An 18,623-nucleotide genomic window follows, 5' to 3' on the forward strand; every position below is an offset into this window, starting at 1 on the left:
TTACCCTTTTTCACACAGGAACCAATCAATCGAGCCGTGCATCTTTATTAAGTTCGCACGCTGTCCATTTAAAGGAGCGGGGTCTCCGTATCTTTGGGTGCGATAAGCTACGGCACCTCCTGCAAAACCATCCCAGTATGGAATTTTGTTTAATGCTAAGGCGTCTTCCAATAGAGTGTCGTAGTTTGTGGTGAATATGTTTATAGTTTTTCTTCTTTCGTGAACCCCTGCGGATGCGTGGTTGAAAAGTGTATTAATAAAATCTAAGTGTGCATCAATGTCTACTATTGGGTTAGTTAATGATCCTTCATCAACTGTGTTTCCTTCGTTATCTTCTTTATAACCACATCGGATGGTATTTGCGATGGACTCCAAGATAGAGTTGTGAGCGGCTTCTAGGCTAGCTAGCTCTATTTCGTTACCGTTAATGATGGTTTTCTTTTCTCTGCTCCTTTCGGCCAAAGCGGCATAGTCGCCCAAGTGGCTGAGAACATGCTCAATATGACAGTCAGTGGGGAGCTCAGAAAACAAAGGGGTAATTATCTCGTCAAACAATCTATTGTTATTGTTTTTTAAATCCTTTTTAACCTTGTTTGTCAAAGGGTACATTAAAGGCAAGTTTGCGTCGTAGCTGGTGCCTGCCCCCAGTAGCCAATTTTGTTCATTACACTTCAAGTGTTCTTCTACTTGGGAAAATAGTTCCTCGTCTATCGGTTTATTCATTCATGGCTCCTTTGTTTGAAGTGGCGGTTGTGGTGAGTGAGACTTTAGGCTCTGGGTGATGCGTTAGATCGCACTATTGAATGATTTTTATTCTTACATTGAAATTTACTGGTACGCGGATTCTGTTGGCATAGCTGCTTGGTGCAGGTGTAGATCTCTTCTCTCAGCGTTTGTTGGGAATACCTTTAGTATCCATTTGGCACACTTTGTTTCACTTTTCTATCCGCCGTCTTTCTTCTTTCGTTGGATAGGCTGCAAAACTCATCATTCCGCATCGGTCCCTGCCACTATAAATCTCCCGCAGCTCAGCCCCGACGCGGCTTCTCGCACGCCGCAACGCAGCATCAAAGCCGGCCCATTTAGCGCGCAGGCGGGGCGCAAGGATCCCCGGGAACCTTTCTTTTCCTATCGGCATGCGAAGGCCATGCTTGAACGATGCCCTTCCGTTTCAGCCACGAATAGCGCATGGCGCGTCTGTCTGATTGACGGGGCGATTGCTTGTGGGGTTAGGCTTGGTGGTTTCGGTCTTTCATAGGGCGTGGTGGCTGGCGTACGAGGGAAATCGACCAGAGGTATTCCCTAGAGCATTCGCGTATCGGATTCTAGGCACTGTCTGAAAAGTACTGCGCTCGCCCATGCGGCGTTAAAAATCGGCTCAAAATGCTCATTTACACCCTGTAAATTCCGCGTTTTCGCCGATTTTTGCCTTGCCTGGCCTTCGCTCGTCGACTTTTCAGACAGCACCTACGCTTTGTCTGAAAAATGATGTCTTGCTAGCCTTTCCTCCCTCAGGCTTGGAGGTATTGTCATGGCAGGACGTTACGAGATTTCCGATCAGGGTTGGACATTGATTGAAGATATCGTTTCGCCTGGCACGCCCGCTGGGCGTGGACGCCCACGCCGCGATGACCGGCAGATGCTCAACGGCATCTTCTGGATCCTCTGTTCCGGCGCCAAATGGCGGGATCTGCCCGAACGCTTCGGCCCATGGAAAACGGTCTACCAGCGCTTTCGTCAGTGGCGAGATGACGGCACACTCGAACGCAGCCTGTCACGCCTTCACCTGAAGCTTCGGGAAGATGGTTACATGGATCTCGATACCTGGATGGTGGACTCCACCTCGATTCGAGCGACTCGCTCTGCCGCTGGTGGCAGTAAAAAAGGGGCTCTGGAGAACGGGTAGGCCATGCGCTTGGACGAAGCCGAGGCGGCCTGACCACCAAGATTCACCTGGTTTGCGATGCCAATGGCGTTCCCCTGAGCTTCCTGCTATCGCCTGGTCAGCATGCCGATTCACGCTATCTCGTTCCTGTCATGGAGCAGATCCGCTTGCCAGGTCATACGGGACGTCCCCGCAAGCGCTGCCGCCATCTGCTGGCCGACCGAGGTTACGATAGTGATCGATTGCGTCGCTACTGCGACCGGTACGGAATACGACCGACGATCCGGCACCGACAGATGCACCGTCGCCCCAAGCCAGGACTACCCCGCCTGTTCGAGCGCCCGCGTTATCGGCGTCGCAATGTGATAGAGCGTCTATTTGGCTGGATGAAGGAAAAGCGGCGACTTTGTACTCGCTACGACAAGCTGGCAAAAAGTTACCGTGCCATGGTCACGCTGGCCTGCATCGAGCGCTGTTTACGGGTCTATTTTTCAGACAGAGCGTAGGACGATCGGAAATGCCGGGGGCAGAAAATGAGCGTAACGCCATGATTTAGGCGCTTTATGGCGTTCCAGGGAACATGGGGAAAAAGGTTTTGGTGCCCCCATCAGGATTCGAACCTGAGACCTGTCCCTTAGGAGGGGACCGCTCTATCCAGCTGAGCTATGGGGGCGGGAGGCGGGTCAGCACTACCGCTGTTCGTCGAGCGAAGCATGTGTCTCGAGCGGCGCATAGTATAAGCGCCGGATTCGCCGAGATAAACCCGCTGGAGCCATTGCGTCGGGACGCTCTGCGTTGGCATTGGTACAATGCCGCCTTTCCGATTCGAGCCATTCCTATCTCATGCCTAGTTCTGATGACGCTTCCGAGCTGCCCGCCGCGAGCCCGCGACACGGCAACGATATCCCCGTGGGGCAGGACCGGATCTTCGACGGCCTGGCCGACAAGTTCGCCAACAGCCTCTACGCCACGTCGCGCGGCCAGATCCGCCTGGCGGTGCTCGATCAGGTGCTGTCGCGCTCGTTGCCGCAGGACGGCACCCCCGCGCTGGATGTAGGCGGCGGCCTCGGCCAGATGAGCGTTTGGCTGGCCGAGCGGGGGCATTGTGTCACCTTGGCGGAGCCTTCCGCGGAGATGCTGGCGTGTGCGCGTGCCGAGTTCGGCGAGTTGCCCATCCAAGCGCTGCAGGCGCCGATTCAGGCGTTGCCGGAGCTGGCGCCGGGGCCATGGCCGCTGGTCGTGTGTCACGCGGTGCTGGAGTGGCTGGCCCAGCCGCGTCTGGCGGTTGACGCCGATCTCGCCGCTGACGCATGCCGATATCGAACGCTGGTGTCGGGAAGAGGGGCTGGTGATCGAAAGCGTTGCCGGTATCCGGATCTTTCACGACTACCTGCGGGAACGCTCGCCGAGCGAAGAACGGCTCGAGACGATCATCGAGCTCGAGAAGCGCTACTGCCAGGTCGAGCCCCACTGGCGCCTGGGGCGCTACCTTCACTACATCATTCGGCACGCCGACAGCGCGGGCCCAGAGGAGACGTTCTGATGTCGACGCAACCCCCGGCGTGTCAACTGCTTGCCCGGCAGGACGCGGATTATCGCGGCTGGCTGTGGGTGGCGCCGCCCCGCGATGGCTGGCTCGAGTCCGGCGAGGGCAGCGTCTGGAGCGCGGAGCTGGATGTCTGCGACGCCTGGCGCCAGGCCGGGCGACCGGCCTACGGCGCCCTGAGCGCGCCGCCGGCCGAGGTGCCGGGCGCGGTACTGTTCTGGCCCAAGAGCCATGCCCTGGGGGAATGGTGGCTGGCGGCACTGAATGCGTCTTTGCCGGCTGGCACGCCGCTGCAGGTCGTCGGCGAGAATCAGGGCGGCATCAAGCGTGTGCCGAAAATACTGGAAGGCTTTCAGCAGGAATGCCGCAAGCTGGATACGGCGCGTCGCTGTACGCTGTTCGCCACCCGCACGGTCGAGCCCGTTCGCGATCCGGATGCGGTCTGGCAGACGTTCACGGCAGAGGGGCTGACGCTGGCGACGCATCCCGGCGTCTTCGGTCACGGCAAACTCGACGAGGGCACGCGGCTGTTGATGGAGGCGTTGCAGCAGTCGCCGTTACCGGCGCGCGGCAATGCATCGCTGCGCGCGCTGGATGTCGGCTGCGGCGACGGCATCCTGGCGGCGTGGCTGGCACGGCAGGGCTGCGAGGTCACCGCGGTGGACATCAACGAGTTCGCGGTCGAGGCGACGCATCGCACGCTGGCGGCGAATCGGTTGACCGGCACGGTCGTTCAGAGCGATGTCTACCGCCAGTTGGAGGGCACCTTCGAGGCCATCGTCAGCAATCCGCCGTTCCATCAGCAGCGTGCGGTCGATTACGGCCCCGCCGAGCGACTGATCCGCGAGGCGCCGGCGCATCTGGTCGATGGCGGCAGCCTGACGCTGGTCGCCAATGCGTTTCTGCCGTACCCGGACTGGCTCGAGGCCGCATTTGGCAGCTTCGAGATCCTGGCCGACAACCGGCGCTTTCGCGTCTATCGCGCCATCAAGGCCTGGCGTTAGCCTGTAGCTCTCGGGCCGTCTGGCGAGCGCGCCGATCGGCGGCCCGGACGTCTTCGGCCTGAATGCCGATCAACTGCAGCCGAGGCCAGGTAATTTCGTCCCATGACTCGCTTTCCAGCCGGATGGCGGTCTCCAGCAGCGCGCCCACCGGGCCGGCGCGGGTCAGCAGTGCTCTGGTGATCGACGCGTGCAGCGGCAGCGACTCGACGAGTTCCACCAGTGGGCGATCGAAGAAGGCCTCCAGGTAGGAAAACAGGCCCGAGATGAAGGCTTTCTCGGCCAGCGCGGGATCGCCCGCCGCGAGTTCCCGACACAGGCAGGCGCGCGCCAGCGCCGACTGCGGCAGTGACTCCGGCTTGTCTTCCATCTCGGACAGTGCCAACAGCGTCGCCAGACTGCGGATGCGTTGCGGGCCGACCAGGCCAACGGCTTGCTCCAGGGAGGTGATATCGGCCTGGCGTTGTTTGGTGTTGTTGACCAGCCTGAGTAGACGCACGCCAAGCGTAGGGTCGTACTCGATGGCGGTGGATATCTCGCGCACGCTCACGTCCGGCTTGCTGAGCGTGGCGATGAGTTTGAGTATGGCGATGCGGTCGGTGACCAACGTGGCGCCGTGAATGATCTGGGGGCGGGCGAGAAAGTAGCCTTGGAACAGATCGCAACCGGCACGCTGGCAGCAGCTGAGCTCGGTTGCCGTCTCCAGCTTTTCGGCCAGTATCTTGAGATGCGGATAGCGTTGACGTAGCTGCTGCACGATACGCTCGAATGCATCGTCGCAGTAGTGTGGATATTCGAGCTTGACGATATCCACGAGGGGAAGATAAGGATGCTCGATATCCTCCTCGGCGTAGTCATCCAGGGCGATGGTGAAGCCTTGCTGGCGTAGCAGCACCAGTCGGTCACGGATGGCGTCGTCGAACGGAATGTCCTCGAGTAGCTCGATGACCAGGCAGGCAGGGTCGAATGGCAGGTCATCGCGCAGCGTCGTCGCGGTAAAATTGACGTACAGCGGCTTCCCTTGACTGACCGTCTCCAGATCGCTCTGGGTGAAGGCATTCAGCAAGACCGTGCTGGTCGCTCGGTTGCCATCGAATGATATCGGCATCGGCCCGCCATCGGTTGGCCGAAACAGCAACTCGAAGGCGACGATTTCGAGCGAGGCATCGAAGATCGGCTGCCGTGCGAACAACACCGAGGTTGCTGGAGATTCGGAGGCGTTCGGCATGGCTGTCCTCAGTGGGTCCCTGTCATTTTGATCTGTCGGGCCAGGTTTGGCTGGCCCTTTGACCCTCTATCGACCGCCTCGGGGATTTGTTGAATTACCGGTGCTTTTTCGGCGTCTTCTCGTTTCAATGGTCGCGATCCGAGTAGGCGATGTCGGTCACGATATAGTGGGTCTCGCCACCCGGTGCAGCGACCACGACATCATCATCGAGCCCTTTCCCCAGCAATGCCCGGGCGAGGGGGGCGTCGACGCTGATCCAGTGCTTGTCGGTATCGGTCTCGTCGTGGCCGACCAGGCGTATCGACAGTTCTTCGCCCTCGTCGTCTTCCAGCGTCACGTAGGCACCGAAGTAGACCTTGCCGGTATCGGCCGGCAAACGGTCGACGACCTGCAGCTCGTCCAGGCGTTTACGCAGGTAACGAATCCGTGCGATGACGCGATTGAGCTCTTTCTTGTTGTAGGTGTAATCCGCGTTTTCGCTACGGTCGCCCAGGGCGGCGGCCTCACCGACTTTCGCCGATAGCTGGGGCCGTTTGACACGTGACAGATGGTCGTGGATGCCCTGCAGTCGATCGAATCCCTGCGGGGTGATCAGGTTGCTTTTCTTTTCCTGACGCGGGTCTTTCTTGGGATCGCGCCAGCGCGTCATGTTTCGGCCTTGCATAAGACGTCTCTCGATGCCTGAAGATCCGGATAGCGTAACGTGAATCCGCCGACCACCACCACGAGCACGGCGATACCCTCGGCCCGCGAGACGTTGGCCGAGCCAGGCCTCGTCAGTCGAGCAATGCTCCGTGGCTGCCGGTATGGGTTGCAGCGGGCAGTAGCAAACGGAAGCAGAACCGTAGCGACAGGAAGTCGCCGTGGCGAATGGCGTCGTGGTGTGTGCCGAAGCGTAACGGAAAGCGGGGAAGGGTTTTATGCGGTTAATCCGGATTAACGAGGAGGAAAGGACGCTCGCTATACTCGATAACGAGATGACAACGAGAGGCGACAATGCAAAATTCGATCCTCATTCCCATGGGAAAAAATCCGGCATCCATGGCGGCTTTGCGAAGGGCGAGAGGCATTGCCCAACATGAACATACTCGACTTTATCTGCTGCATGTCGTCGAGCCCAGCGAGACGGGGGATGTTCTGGGCGCTGCGACAGGCGCCGCTACGCATACTCTGGACAAAGAAGACGTCGCGCGTGCCGAAGCGTTTCTGGAAGCTCGGTGGGACCGTTTGAACGAACCCATGGCGGCCGTGAATTTCGTCGTAAAGGCTGGGAAGCTTTCCGAGACGATCGCTGAAGAGGCCCGGCGGCTGGAGGTCGATACGATCATCATGGGTACGTCGAAATCCTCCCCGAAATGGGAAGGGATGATCGGCAAGGTCAAGAAGTCGACGCCCTGTAAATTGACGATCGTGGATGAAGAGGAGAACGTCGTCCTGGAGTACTCGCCTGGCTCATCTGACACCTAACGCATTTGACTCGCCTGGCTCGCGGAACCGGGACCGATGACGCAGTCCCGGCTCGGCAGATTCTCGACAAATTAGTGCATGAACGTATGCTTCGGCATGTGATCGGCATGGAAATGGTTGAGAATGTGCTCCAGCCCGTTGGTCAGAAGGGCACCACCGACCGGCGGGCCATGACCCGTCGTCGCCATCGCCGGTGACAGCTTCGCGAGTCGCCTGATGGACTCGAAGGCCTGCCTCCAGTCGTGGGTGAAGTAGCGCGGTGGCCCGCTCAGTTTGGCCCGTTGCAGGATGACCTGGCCGAGAGATTCCTGCTGTACGGTCACGAAGGCATCCCCCGCGATCAACGTCTTGTCTTCCTGCCTGAATAGCGAGACATGCCCCGGCGAATGGCCCGGCGTCGCCAGCCAGCGCCAAGAATCCAGCCCGGGAACCGAGCCGTCCTCCGGTAGCGGAGAGAGAACGTCGTTGAAATGATAAGGGCCTCGCGAGAACAGCGGGGAGAGGCGCGAGATGACGCCGCCTCCCGCCGAGGCGTCCGCTGGTGGATAAGGCATCGAGCCGGTCAGATACGGGAACTCCAGCGCATGCGCGTACAGCGGCACCTGCCAGTGGCGACTGAGCGCCAGCGCCGAGCCGATATGGTCGAAGTGGCCATGTGTCAGGATGATTGCCGCGGGTGCCCGATCGCCGAAGAGCCGTTTGGCCCAGGCGATGATTTTTCCCTCTTGCCTGGGGAGCGCAGCATCGACCAGCACCCAGCGATCCTGGCTTGGCTCCGCCACGAAGCAGATATTGACAAACTTGAGCGTCAGTTGCGTCACGCCGGGTGCTACCGGAGAACTTTGATTATCGCGGACTGATATCAGGCCCAGGGCAAGATTCTGACGGGTTTCTTCGTTCATGGCTTATCTCGTGCTGGACGACGGGATGACTCGACTCGATTCGACTCGGTTCTATAAGAAGGCGCGCCAAGATTCGCTAGCCGCTCGCCTTGGGGTCCGCTTTATCGGCCTTGTCATTGATGTTGGACTTGTGGGCCTTCTTCTCCTTGGCGAGCTGGGCGCCAGGAACGGGCGTCTCCTTCACCGTGTCGTTATGGTGGGGCGTATGCCGTGACTTGGCAGACTTTTGATTATCGACGTTTTCATCCGGGCGATAGGGTGTCGGCTCCTCGTGATGGGATTGTGCCGCTTTACGGCCTTCGGCAGCATTGGGGGTATCCTTGTCCATCGCCTTCTTGGCTTGCTGACGCTCTGTTTCAGTCCCTTTGGACCCATCCGTCTGTCGGTTCATCACGTTGCTCCTGAGTGAAGACATTCCCGAGACAGAATCGGTCAGTTTGTCTCCAGTTTAAAGCTGATGCAGCGGGCATGATTAATCGGCATCAACAATCCTCATGGATCGAAGGGGGATCGAAGGACGTATTCCCTTATTCATATCGAAGCATCGCTAAAATGCGTTGCTCGATGTTGAAGACGAAGAGGCCGCTTTCGGCATTGTTTTGTTCATGGCAGCGCTGAATTTACCCGCGAATGGCTGGCCCCTGATCGGGAAGATAACCGTGCCGAAAAGCTGATACTTTTATCAGGTCAGGCACAGTCTGACGCCATGTGGATGCTGGTTTGCCGACTGCCTCAAGACTTCAGGAGAGAGCGATAGCTGTACAGGGTGTAGGTCACGATCAGTGGCAGCGCTATCGCGAGTCCGACCAGGAGGAACAGCAGGCTGGCATGCGAGGCAATCGCGCCTTCCTCCGCCGGACTGCCGATCAGGAGATCGGGGTAGATACAGACATAGACGATCGAGGTCAACAGCAACACCGAGCACGCGGCCCATAAAAAGGATGCCGTACGGTTATTGGTAAGACGTCTGACGAGTACGGCGCCCACAAAGCCGACGGCGGAGAGCCCGGCGATGATGCCGCCTCGTTCTCCTACCCGAGAGGCGAGCAGCGGCTGCTCGATCAGACAGACGACGATCCAGAGAACGAGCATGAGGAGCGCCACGATGCCCAGCGTCAGGCGGTAGGCCGACTGCTTGCCGGTGCTAGTCTGGGAGATTGTCATGCGCAGCCAGGCACTGCCCAGCACGGCATAGCCCAGGATGAACACGGCGCCGCCAAGGGCGCTTTCATATTGCCAGATGTCGCCATGGCCAGGTTCGTCCGAGAGCCCCTGGCCCATGAGAAGCTGCGTGGCGATGGCGCCCTGGAGATAGGCGGCGGCCAGGGCGGTCAGAAACAGCAGTGTCTGGAAGAGCGCAGGGCGCGAGAACTTTTCATAGAATTCGAACACGATGCCGCGCACGAACAGCAGCATCAGCAGCACGACGATCTCGATGTAGAAGGCTGGCAGTATCGTCGAATAGAGCGCCGGAAAGGCGCCGTACAGCGCCGAAACCGCGAAGACCAGCCAGGTCTGGTTGGCATCCCAGAACGGGATGACGGAATGGATGGCGTGTTCCCGAACCTGCTTGTGGCCGAGAAAGGGCATGTTCAGGCCCACACCCAGCGTGTAGCCATCCAGCAGGAAGTAGATGGAAAGCGCCAGGGCGATCAGGATGTAGAGTACCGTTGCCAGCGTATCCATCAGGAGGCCCCGTTATCGTCTTTCGCCAACATGGCGCGCGGTGAACGCCGCGTGAGCTTGAAGAACAGGTAGGTTCCCGCCCCGGACACCAGCGTGTAGATCGTCCACAGCACGGCGAGGCTCGAGATGAGCTGCCAGGTGCCATAGGGCGTCACGGCTTCCTGTGTCGTCATCTCGCCGTAGATGATCCAGGGCTGGCGGCCGGCTTCGGTGGTGATCCAGCCGGCCTCGATGGCGATGAGGCCCACCGGCAGGGTCAGGGTCATCGCCCGCAGGAACCAGCGGGCATCGAAAAGCGACCGTCGGTGGCGGAGATAGAGCGACACCGCGACGATGCCGAGCATGGTGAAGCCGGTATAGACCATGAGCCGGAAGGACCAGAAGACCAGCGGCACGTTGGGGCGTTCCGCCTCGGGCCAGTCCGTCAGCGGCTGGATCTTTTCCGTCAGGCTGTGGGTGAGATAGAGGCTGCTGAGCCGGGGAATTTCCAATACGAAGCGGTTGCTCTCGCTGTCGCTGTCCGGCCAGGCGGCAACGACCATCGGCATGCCGCCGCGCTCCGGCTTGTGCTCCCAGTAGGCCTCCATGGCCGCCACCTTGACCGGCTGGTTCTCGAGCGTATTCAGCCCGTGGAGATCGCCCGCCACGATCTGCAGCGGCACCACGAAGGTCAGCATCCACAGCGCCATCGACAGCATCTTGCGGGAGACGGGGTCGGTGCGGTCCTTGAGCAGGTGCCAGGCCGCGATGGCGGCCACGACGAAGGCAGTGGCGATCATCGCGGCCAGCGACATGTGGACGAGACGGTAGATCGAGGAGGGGCTGAAGATCACCTGGAACCAGTCGACGGGGATGAAGGTGCTGCCATCGCGCCCGTAGCCTGCCGGCGTCTGCATCCAGCTGTTGGAAGCGAGGATCCAGAACGAGGAGAGATAGGCGCCCACAGCCACCATGATCGCCGAGAAGCAGTGCATGCGGGTGCCGATCTTGCCTTCGCCGAAGATCATCAGGCCGAAGAACGTCGCCTCCAGGAAGAACGCCGTCACCACTTCGTAGCTCAGCAGCACCCCGTTGATGCCGCCGGCGGCGCGGGTAAACCCCTGCCAGTTGAGCCCCAGCTCGAAGGCCATGACCACGCCGGATACCACGCCGGCGCCATAGTTGGCGGTGAAGTGGGGCAACCAGTAGTGGTACAGCGCCATGTAGACCGCATCGCCTTTCCACGCCGCCATGCAGCGCAGAAAGGCGAGGTAGGTGGACAGGCCGATGCTCAGTGCCAGAAAGATGATGTGGAACAGCAGGGTGCTGGCGAACTGCAGACGTGCGAGATCGAGCGTGTCCAACGAGAACATGGCTGGTTACCCTTTCAGGAGCGGCGCATCGGCCGCCTATTGATCGGTCGCCTATTGAAAGTCGCTGGGCTTGCCCGTGCGGTCGGAAACCGGCCGTTCGACATCGCGATCCAGACGCTCGGTGAATGTCTTCAGCCCGCCGATCAAGGGCGTCAGCGCGTGCCACAGCTCTTCGTCCTTGAGCAGACGGAAGGCGCCGCTGAAGCCGGGCGCCTTGTCGTGTTCACGCTCCGAGCGAACCTCCGTCTCCATGGCGACGAACGCATCCCGCGCGGCGTAGACCGTCTTGTGGAACTGCCCGGGCGGAATGCTGGAAAGCGCGATCAGTAGTGAAGAGAGGTTCTGAATGGCATTCAGCGACCCCTCGCGGCTGAGCGCGTTGGTGAGTATCTGCGCCAGCTGGGTATTGCTGCGGACCAGATCGTTGGCAAAGCGCAGGAAGCCATGCTCGTGTAGGCCCTCGAGCAGGCGTTCCCACTCCTGCTGGGCACTGGGATCGAGATCGCCGTTGGGCGGTGGCGTGTAGTCGATACGTTCTGCCATCAGCTCTTCTCCGGATGCGATTGGTGTTGCGGTGGCTGACGATAGTCCTCCTGCATCCACTTGACCTCGACCGGGACGCCGTCGATCGGCGTGCGGTGGCCGTAGCGAAAGTTGTTGCGGGGGAGGGGCGGTTCGCCTTTCTCTCGGGGCAGCGGTTCCAGCCTGACCGCGGTTTCCTTGTAGGCCGGCGTGTCGACATCAGGGTCGTGGTGTTCGCCCGTCAGCAGGTTCAGGCCCGGCTTGCCCTGGTGAATCGGCATGAACAGCGTATGGCCGCTTACCCGATCGGTGACGCAGACCTTCACCTCCAGGCTGCCGCGTCGGGACGAGACGCGGACCCAGCTACCGTCTTCGAGATCCATCTCGCGGGCCGTGTCCTCGCCGACCTCGACGAACCACTCGGGAACCTGCTCCAGGGTGCCTACCGTCTGGCCGCTCTGGTTCATGCTCTGGAAGTGCTCCAGCAGGCGGCCGTTATCGAGCATGAACGGGTAGTCGTCGTCGTTGGATTCCGCCGGCGGCCGCCACTCCACCACGTAGAGCTTGGCCTTGCCGTCATCCTGCGGGAAGGAGTCGCGGAAAAGGTAGGGAGAGTCGGTGCCATCGGCGTCGACCGGCCACAGCAGGGAGTTCCAGCCGGCCAGGCGTTCATAGGTGACGCCGGCAAAGAGCGGCGAGATGGACGCGCACTCGGCCATGATGTCGGAAGGGTGGCTGTAATCCCAGTCATAGCCCATCCGGTTGGCCAGCTCGGTCAGTATCTGCCAGTCGGGGCGGCTGTCTCCCAGGGGTGGCATGACTTCATAGAAGCGCTGGATGCGGCGCTCGGTGTTGACGAAGGTGCCTTCCTTTTCGACGCTGGGGCAGGCCGGCAGCACCACATCGGCGAACTGCGCCGTGCGGCTGACGAACATGTCCTGGACGACGAGAAAATCGAGATTGCTGAAGGCCTCGTGAACGTTGTTGGTATCGGCGTCCGAGAAGGCCGTCTCCTCGCCCATCACGTACATCGCCTTGAGCTCGCCCTTGTCGGCCGCCTGCACCATCAGGAAGTTGCCTTCGCCCACCTCGCCGGGGAGCGTCTCCTTGTCGACGCCCCAGCCTTTGGCCCAGCGCTCGCGCACTGCGTCGTCGGTGACCGAGTCGTAGCCGGGATAGGTGTTGCGCAGGCAGCCGAAGTCGCTCGCGCCCTGCACGTTGTTGTGGCCGCGCATGGGGTAGCCGCCGGTGCCGGGACGGCCATAGTTACCGGTGGTCAGCAGCAGGTTGGCGAAGGCCGAGCTGGTGTCCGTGCCGTGGACGTGCTGGGTGATGCCCATCGCCCAGACGATGCAGAGCCGTTCGGCGCGGCCGACGGTTTCCGCCAGTTCGGCCAGCGTTTCCAGCGAGAGCCCGGTGACCTCGGCGGCGAATTCGAGCGTATAGGGTTCGAGCGAACGGCGGAATTCGTCCACGCCGGAGACGCGCTGTTCCAGAAAGTCGAGATCGGCGTAGCCGTGGTCGAACTGATAGCGCGTGATCGCCAGTACCCAGGCGAGATCGGTCCCGGCTCGCGGCTGCAGGAAGCGGTCGGCGCGGTCTGCCATCTCGTGCTTGCGGGTATCGACGACGATGTGCTTCTGATTGCCCTGCTTGTGCGCCGACTTCAGGCGCGAGGCGATGACCGGGTGACTCTCGGCGGTGTTGCTGCCCACCATGATCACCACATCGGCCAGCTGCAGATCCTCGACCCGGCCGGCATCCGCGCCGTAGCCCGTGGTGCGCTTGAGGCCGGTAGAGGCGGGGCTCTGGCAGTAGCGCGACGAATTGTCGATGTTGTTGGTGCCGATGATTTGTCGGGCCAGCTTTTGCGCCAGGTAGGCCTCTTCGTTGCTGGCCTTGCTGGAGCCGATGATGCCGACGCTGTCCGAGCCATAGGTGTCGCGCACCTCGAGCAGCCGGCGTGCCACCAGATCCAGCGCCTCTTCCCAGCTTGCTTCGCGAAAGGCGCCGTTCTCGCGAATCAACGGCGTCTTCAGGCGCCGGTCCGAATTGACGAAGTCCCAGGCGAACTTGCCCTTGATGCAGGTCGAGATGCCATTGACCGGCGCGTCTTCCATCGGCTGGATCTTGAGAATATGACGATCCCGCGTCCACATCTCGAAGGAGCAGCCCACGCCGCAATAGGTGCAGACGGTCTTGGTGCGCTTGATCTCCGGCTGGCGCCATTCCATGTCCATGACCGAAACGCCGGTGATCAGCTGGGCACCGGTGGTCTTCTCGACCTGCTTGGTCAGATCGATCATCGAGCGCTTGAGCTGCTTGGGCATGAACGTGAACGGGCCGGTGTTTTCGTGCATGCTGTTTTCCAGCAGGGCGTTACACGGGCAGACCGTGACGCAGTGACCGCAGTGGACGCAGCTCGATTCGTCGATCAGCTCGCCGCCATCCCACAGCACCCGCGGGTTCTCCATGCTGTAATCGATCGACAGCGTCTCGTTGACCTCGATGTTCTGACACGCTTCGACACAGCGACCGCAGAGAATGCACTGATCGGGATCGTAGGTGTAGAACGGGCTGGAAGTGTCTTTTTGGTAGGGTTTGCGCTGGTAGTCGTAGCGCTGGATGTCGATTCCCATATCGGCGACCGTGTTATGCAAGGTGCAGTCGCCGTTGTTGTTCTCGCATACCGTGCAATAGAGTTCGTGCTTCGACAGCAGGCGATCCATCCCCTCTTCTCGGGCGGCTCTTGCCTTCGAAGAGTCGGTGTGAATCGTCATGCCCGCTTCGCTCTTCACGGCACAACTACGCTTGAGTTCACCGTCGATCTCCACCCAGCAGGTATCGCAAGTCTGAATAGGGCCCAGCGTCTTCAGGTAACAGACATGGGGAATGTCGATGTCGTTTTGTTCGAGGAAATCGACGAGAGAGACGCCCGACTCTCCGGTCAGCGTCTCGTCGTTGACATATAGCTTGCACTGCGCCATTGCTCGTCCACCCGGTCACGGTCGTTTAGCACTTTTGTAGGAAGAGGAGGCGCTGAATCAATGAGCGGGCGCGCAAGCGCAAGGGTACGGATGAATGCCAGATGTACGGAGTGCAGAAACCGGCGCCTGTCGCGGGCGGGCAGGGGCTCCGAGCAAACCCCGCCCCGGCGTCGCTCCCGATCGTACCCTCGATCACTCGTCCGCAGGCATTGACTCAGTGCTTCCTTAGCTACGCTCAGCCTAGTCAGGATTCACTGAGAGGCGAGGATGCGAACGGGCGAACGTTGATCTGGATTAAGGCAGCGTTTGGGTCTGGTCGCCAGCGGAAAAGACTCACGGATCCAGGAACAGATCGCCTGGCGATTCGATGACATCCAGATGGGGATACAGACCGAGAACATGAAAGGCTTTATCGAAGGTAGACAGACGCGTACTGACCGCGATATCGAAGAAATTGTTCATGCTGGAAAGCGTCAATCCCATGGCACCGGCGAAATCGTCCCGCGACCAGCCTTTGTCGATGAGACCGTTCGAGATGGCCACTTTCAAGCGAATGCTGATGGAAGGATACCAGATGTGTCTTGCCTCATCCGTCACCACGCTGTGAGGAATATGCTCTGACGTGGCGAGACAATCTTTGATGATTGCGCTCAGGTTTTTAACGGTCAATTGAGACAGGTCTTCGAGACATTTCGATGTAGCAACGAACTTGGGAAACTCTCGGCATAATGCGATATAGCCAGCTTTGTCTTTTGATACTTGGATGGCATATTTCATGAAAGCTCTATCAAAAGAGATTGGCTAATTGGCGAAATTTAATGATAGTTTCAGATCATGAGATAACCATAACATGGATTAGTTTTGCTAATGGATGGCAAAAGGGAGCACATGTGCTCGAAAGCACGCCAGGACAGTACCCGCCGCTTTCGCGCCTGAGGCGCCTGGGGCATCGTCGTTGGCGGGTATCGGACTTCAGTCGATGCGGTCGACTCGGTCAATGACGAGCCCACTACGCGGATTGGCGGGCATGCGGGTCAGAGCTATCGAAAGGTCCTGGTCCGGGACGCGATAGCGTAATTGATGCGCGAACTTGTCGAGGGTCAAGTCCATCAGCGCCAGCGTGATCCACTCCCCGGGGCAGCGGTGTCCGGTGGCGTACTCGCCGCCGCCTTGCGGGATCGTGGCGAAGCGATGGCAGTCTTCGCTTTCCTGCTCGAAGCGCTCCGGCAGGAATCGATCGGGTTCGTCCCAGCGGTTGGGGTCGTGGTTGGTGCCGTAAAGGTCCAGCACGACTTGCCAGCCGTGATGGAAACGGTAGTCACGCCAGACGAAATCCTGCCTGACTCGCGCGATCAGGAAGGGAAAGAAGGGATAGTAGCGCCGAACCTCCTCGATGAAGCCACGGCGGTAGGCGCTCCTTTCGGCCGTCTGCTGCAGCTTTGCGAGGCTGTCGGGATGCTCATGCATCGCCAGCACGGTGAAGACCATGTAGCGCGCGACGGCCACGATCGGACGGATCAAATTGAGAAGCTCGACGGCCACGATACGGCTGGGGAGTCGTGCGCCAGTCTCGTCCCGGAAGTCGGCAAAGGCGGGCAGGGGGAGAGCGGGATCGACCGATTCGGGGCGCCGCCGATAGTCATCGATCATCGACATCAAGGTGTTTTCGGTCCGGTGGCGGGCGCGACGGGCTTTCCAGTGCTTGGGGCCGACGCTGCCTCCACCCTCTATCATCAGCACGAGACTTTGCGTCAACCCCGCCACATGCTTCTCTTTCAGTGCGATACCGCACCAGTCGCAGGCGGCGCGACAGAGCATTTGATGGAACTCGTCCAGCAATACGAGAGACGCACCGGATTGCCAGTGGGGCATTCGCGCCTGCCAGGACTGCTCGACGAGATGGAGCAGGTCGTCGATTCGCGCCTGGGACATGAAGGCGAGAAACATCGCCTTGCGGCGCCGATGGGATTCGCCCTCGAGCCCCTGGACGCCGCCGACGCCAAAGAGCGTCTTCTGCATCCGTTTGGGAGCCGCCTGCTCTCGGGTCAGGCGATCCTGGTCGTAGAACAGCCGGGCGGCTTCCTCGCCCCGCAGGAACAGGGTCTTCTGCAACATGAGCCGGGAACGGAATACATCGCTACCCAGCCGATCGCACTGCGATCCGATATAGCCGTACCCTTCCTGAATCAACGCGAGCGTACAGTCCCGGTTTGCCCGGGGAGCTTCCTGGTAGCGGCTCATTCATGCATCCCGATCAAGGTGTCTTGGCGATGAAGCTTTTCGAGAACTGTTTGACCGATGCCTTGATGGTATCCAGGGCATCCGGGTCGCCGTGCAGCAGCGCCGACATGTAGGCCTTTGCCTGCTCCTTGGCGATATGGGGCGGGATGGGCGGAATGTCCGGGTCGGTATGAAAATCGAGCACCGTTGGCCGGTCGCTGCCGAGTGCCTGGTCCCAGGCATCGCCGATCTGCTCCGGCGTCGTCACCTCGATCCCGACCAGTCCCAGCGACGCGGCGTAGCGGGCGTAGGAGAACGCCGGCAGATCCTGCGAGGCTTCGTATTTGGGGTCGCCGTCCTGCACGCGCATCTCCCAGGTCACCTGGTTGAGATCGCGATTGTTGAGCACGACCACGATGAGCCGTGGATCGTCCCAGCGGTGCCAGTACTTGCTGACCGTGATCAGTTCCGCGTTGCCGTTCATCTGCATGGCACCGTCGCCGACGAAAGCGATCGAGACCCGATCGGGAAAGGCGAATTTTGCCGCGATCGCGTAGGGCACCGCGTTGCCCATGGTTGCCAGGCCACCCGATACCGAGCCTCGCATCCCTTCGCGAAAACGAAGGTCGCGGGCGTACCAGTTGGCTGCCGAGCCGGAGTCACAGGTTAGCAGGCAACGGTCGGGCAGGCGTTCGGAAGCTTCCCAGAACACGCGTTGCGGATTGATGGGGTCGGCGTCGCTCATGGCGCGTTTTTCCAGCAGCTTCCACCATTCGGCGACGGCGGACTCGATGGAGCGCTGCCAGTGGCGGTCGGTCTTGCGTTTGAGCAGCGGCAGCAGTGCCTGAAGCGTGCTCACGCTATCACCGTTGAGATTGACCTCCATCGGATAGCGCATCCCGAGCATGCGGGGTTCGATATCGATCTGTACCCCGCGAGCCTGACCTTCCTTCGGCAGGAATTCCGAATAGGGGAAGCTCGAGCCGATCATCAGCAAGGTGTCGCATTCGGACATCAGGATCCAGCTGGGGTTGGTGCCCAGCAGGCCGATGGATCCGGTGACATAGGGCAGGTCGTCCGGCAGTACGTCTCGCCCCAGAAGGGCCTTGGCAACGCCGGCACCGAGCAGGCCGGCGACTTCCTCGAGTTCCCGCTCCGCGCCTCTGGCCCCGGCGCCCACGAGAATGGCAACCCGCTTGCCCGCGTTCAGCACCTCTGCCGCCTGGGCGAGTGCCCGAGCGTCAGGCGTGATGCTGGCCGAGGTGTAGCCAATCCCGGAATGTACGGTGCCATGGGCATGCGCGGGTACTTCGACGGCCTGCTGGGACTGCAGGTCGTTGGGCACGATGATGGCAGTGACGGTACGCTCACCATGGGCGATGCGCACGGCACGATCGATCAGATGACGAACCTGCCCCGGGCTTGTCGCCATGTGCACGTAATCGCCGGCGACATCCTTGAACAGCGATACCAGATCCACCTCCTGCTGGTATTCGCCGCCGAGCGCCGTCCTGGCCTGCTGTCCGACGATGGCAACCACCGGCACGTGATCCTTCTTTGCATCGTAGAGCCCATTGAGCAGATGGATCGCTCCAGGGCCCGAGGTCGCCATGCAGATACCGACTTCGCCGGTAAACTTGGCGTGCCCGCAAGCCATGAAGGCAGCCATTTCCTCGTGCCTTGGCTGAATGAAGTCGATCGCCCCTTCGGCACGGTTCAACGCGCCCATGAGCCCGTTATTGCCGTCACCGGAGTAGCCAAATATCCGGGTGATGCCCCATGCCTGTAGCCGACCGATGATGAAATCGCTGACTTGTTCTGCCATTG

15 protein-coding genes and 1 tRNA gene are annotated in these 18,623 nt (G+C 60.4%); 3 read left to right on the forward strand and 13 right to left on the reverse strand.

What is annotated here, in order from left to right; all coding sequences use genetic code 11:
• Entirely contained in the window at positions 1–723 is a 723-nt protein-coding gene (locus ACWHY3_RS05665) for an SIR2 family protein (RefSeq protein ID WP_448127803.1), read from the reverse strand.
• An 808-nt stretch (positions 724–1,531) separates the two neighbouring features.
• Between ACWHY3_RS05665 and ACWHY3_RS05670 the strand changes: the two genes are divergently transcribed.
• Positions 1,532–2,391 (forward strand): IS5 family transposase gene (locus tag ACWHY3_RS05670; RefSeq protein WP_110650779.1). Its coding sequence is split into 2 segments (ribosomal slippage): positions 1,532–1,901 and positions 1,901–2,391, totalling 861 coding nucleotides; the frame shifts between segments, so codons are not numbered across the junction.
• A gap of 90 nt (positions 2,392–2,481) precedes the next feature.
• Here ACWHY3_RS05670 and ACWHY3_RS05675 read toward each other — a convergent pair.
• Positions 2,482–2,558 (reverse strand) — tRNA-Arg (locus ACWHY3_RS05675).
• Between the two features lie 170 nt (positions 2,559–2,728).
• Here ACWHY3_RS05675 and ACWHY3_RS05680 point away from each other — a divergent pair.
• Positions 2,729–4,435, forward strand: coding sequence for a methyltransferase (locus tag ACWHY3_RS05680; protein WP_448127804.1), 1,707 nt, complete (start codon positions 2,729–2,731; stop codon positions 4,433–4,435).
• Here the strand turns inward: ACWHY3_RS05680 and ACWHY3_RS05685 are convergent.
• Together ACWHY3_RS05685 and greB are read right to left on the reverse strand one after the other, a co-directional pair.
• Positions 4,419–5,660 carry an EAL and HDOD domain-containing protein gene (locus ACWHY3_RS05685; protein ID WP_087720019.1) on the reverse strand — a complete coding sequence of 414 codons (1,242 nt, stop codon included), beginning with the start codon at positions 5,658–5,660 and terminating at the stop codon, positions 4,419–4,421. The two genes, ACWHY3_RS05680 and ACWHY3_RS05685, sit on opposite strands and share 17 nt — an antisense overlap.
• 124 nt (positions 5,661–5,784) lie before the next feature.
• Positions 5,785–6,324 carry a transcription elongation factor GreB gene (gene greB, locus ACWHY3_RS05690; RefSeq protein ID WP_087720020.1) on the reverse strand — a complete coding sequence of 180 codons (540 nt, stop codon included), beginning with the start codon at positions 6,322–6,324 and terminating at the stop codon, positions 5,785–5,787.
• Between the two features lie 332 nt (positions 6,325–6,656).
• On the opposite strand from greB, the gene ACWHY3_RS05695 reads away from it, so the two are divergent.
• On the forward strand, positions 6,657–7,127 hold the full coding sequence (locus ACWHY3_RS05695) for a universal stress protein (RefSeq protein ID WP_448127805.1): 471 nt from the start codon (positions 6,657–6,659) through the stop codon (positions 7,125–7,127).
• Between the two features lie 71 nt (positions 7,128–7,198).
• On the opposite strand, the gene ACWHY3_RS05700 is transcribed toward ACWHY3_RS05695, so the two are convergent.
• The 9 genes from ACWHY3_RS05700 to ACWHY3_RS05740 form a co-directional block, all read right to left on the reverse strand.
• Complete coding sequence (locus ACWHY3_RS05700; RefSeq protein ID WP_087720022.1) at positions 7,199–8,029, reverse strand: MBL fold metallo-hydrolase; 831 nt, start codon at positions 8,027–8,029, stop codon at positions 7,199–7,201.
• 76 nt (positions 8,030–8,105) lie between these two features.
• Entirely contained in the window at positions 8,106–8,420 is a 315-nt protein-coding gene (locus tag ACWHY3_RS05705; RefSeq protein WP_087720023.1) for a hypothetical protein, read from the reverse strand.
• 341 nt (positions 8,421–8,761) lie between these two features.
• On the reverse strand, positions 8,762–9,715 hold the full coding sequence (locus ACWHY3_RS05710) for a cytochrome d ubiquinol oxidase subunit II (protein ID WP_087720024.1): 954 nt from the start codon (positions 9,713–9,715) through the stop codon (positions 8,762–8,764).
• On the reverse strand, positions 9,715–11,067 hold the full coding sequence (locus tag ACWHY3_RS05715; RefSeq protein WP_087720025.1) for a cytochrome ubiquinol oxidase subunit I: 1,353 nt from the start codon (positions 11,065–11,067) through the stop codon (positions 9,715–9,717). The genes ACWHY3_RS05710 and ACWHY3_RS05715 overlap by 1 nt, the downstream gene beginning before the upstream one ends.
• A gap of 51 nt (positions 11,068–11,118) precedes the next feature.
• Positions 11,119–11,610: a hypothetical protein gene (locus ACWHY3_RS05720; RefSeq protein ID WP_087720026.1), complete on the reverse strand. Its 492-nt coding sequence runs from the start codon at positions 11,608–11,610 to the stop codon at positions 11,119–11,121.
• Positions 11,610–14,576: a formate dehydrogenase subunit alpha gene (gene fdhF, locus ACWHY3_RS05725; RefSeq protein ID WP_448127806.1), complete on the reverse strand. Its 2,967-nt coding sequence runs from the start codon at positions 14,574–14,576 to the stop codon at positions 11,610–11,612. The genes ACWHY3_RS05720 and fdhF overlap by 1 nt, the downstream gene beginning before the upstream one ends.
• A gap of 333 nt (positions 14,577–14,909) precedes the next feature.
• Positions 14,910–15,353, reverse strand: a complete 444-nt coding sequence (locus tag ACWHY3_RS05730; RefSeq protein WP_448127807.1) for a hypothetical protein — start codon at positions 15,351–15,353, stop codon at positions 14,910–14,912.
• 195 nt (positions 15,354–15,548) lie between these two features.
• The gene (locus ACWHY3_RS05735) at positions 15,549–16,817 is read right to left on the reverse strand and encodes a cytochrome P450 (RefSeq protein ID WP_332780077.1); all 1,269 of its coding nucleotides are present in this window, start codon (positions 16,815–16,817) and stop codon (positions 15,549–15,551) included.
• A 13-nt stretch (positions 16,818–16,830) separates the two neighbouring features.
• Positions 16,831–18,621, reverse strand: coding sequence for a thiamine pyrophosphate-requiring protein (locus ACWHY3_RS05740; RefSeq protein ID WP_448127808.1), 1,791 nt, complete (start codon positions 18,619–18,621; stop codon positions 16,831–16,833).
• Between the last annotated feature and the right edge of the window lie 2 nt (positions 18,622–18,623).

It is taken from the genome of Salinicola sp. NYA28a (genome assembly GCF_976982775.1).

Excerpts from the sequence above, each read along its gene's own strand:
- ACWHY3_RS05710 (WP_087720024.1), bottom strand. The coding sequence starts at position 9,715 with ATGGATACGCTGGCAACGGTACTCTACATCCTGATCGCCCTGGCGCTT.
- ACWHY3_RS05700 (WP_087720022.1), bottom strand. The coding sequence starts at position 8,029 with ATGAACGAAGAAACCCGTCAGAATCTTGCCCTGGGCCTGATATCAGTC.
- ACWHY3_RS05715 (WP_087720025.1), bottom strand. The coding sequence starts at position 11,067 with ATGTTCTCGTTGGACACGCTCGATCTCGCACGTCTGCAGTTCGCCAGC.
- ACWHY3_RS05685 (WP_087720019.1), bottom strand. The coding sequence starts at position 5,660 with ATGCCGAACGCCTCCGAATCTCCAGCAACCTCGGTGTTGTTCGCACGG.
- ACWHY3_RS05735 (WP_332780077.1), bottom strand. The coding sequence starts at position 16,817 with ATGAGCCGCTACCAGGAAGCTCCCCGGGCAAACCGGGACTGTACGCTC.
- greB (WP_087720020.1), bottom strand. The coding sequence starts at position 6,324 with ATGCAAGGCCGAAACATGACGCGCTGGCGCGATCCCAAGAAAGACCCG.
- ACWHY3_RS05680 (WP_448127804.1), top strand. The coding sequence starts at position 2,729 with ATGCCTAGTTCTGATGACGCTTCCGAGCTGCCCGCCGCGAGCCCGCGA.
- ACWHY3_RS05730 (WP_448127807.1), bottom strand. The coding sequence starts at position 15,353 with ATGAAATATGCCATCCAAGTATCAAAAGACAAAGCTGGCTATATCGCA.
- fdhF (WP_448127806.1), bottom strand. The coding sequence starts at position 14,576 with ATGGCGCAGTGCAAGCTATATGTCAACGACGAGACGCTGACCGGAGAG.
- ACWHY3_RS05705 (WP_087720023.1), bottom strand. The coding sequence starts at position 8,420 with ATGAACCGACAGACGGATGGGTCCAAAGGGACTGAAACAGAGCGTCAG.
- ACWHY3_RS05695 (WP_448127805.1), top strand. The coding sequence starts at position 6,657 with ATGCAAAATTCGATCCTCATTCCCATGGGAAAAAATCCGGCATCCATG.
- ACWHY3_RS05665 (WP_448127803.1), bottom strand. The coding sequence starts at position 723 with ATGAATAAACCGATAGACGAGGAACTATTTTCCCAAGTAGAAGAACAC.
- ACWHY3_RS05740 (WP_448127808.1), bottom strand. The coding sequence starts at position 18,621 with ATGGCAGAACAAGTCAGCGATTTCATCATCGGTCGGCTACAGGCATGG.
- ACWHY3_RS05720 (WP_087720026.1), bottom strand. The coding sequence starts at position 11,610 with ATGGCAGAACGTATCGACTACACGCCACCGCCCAACGGCGATCTCGAT.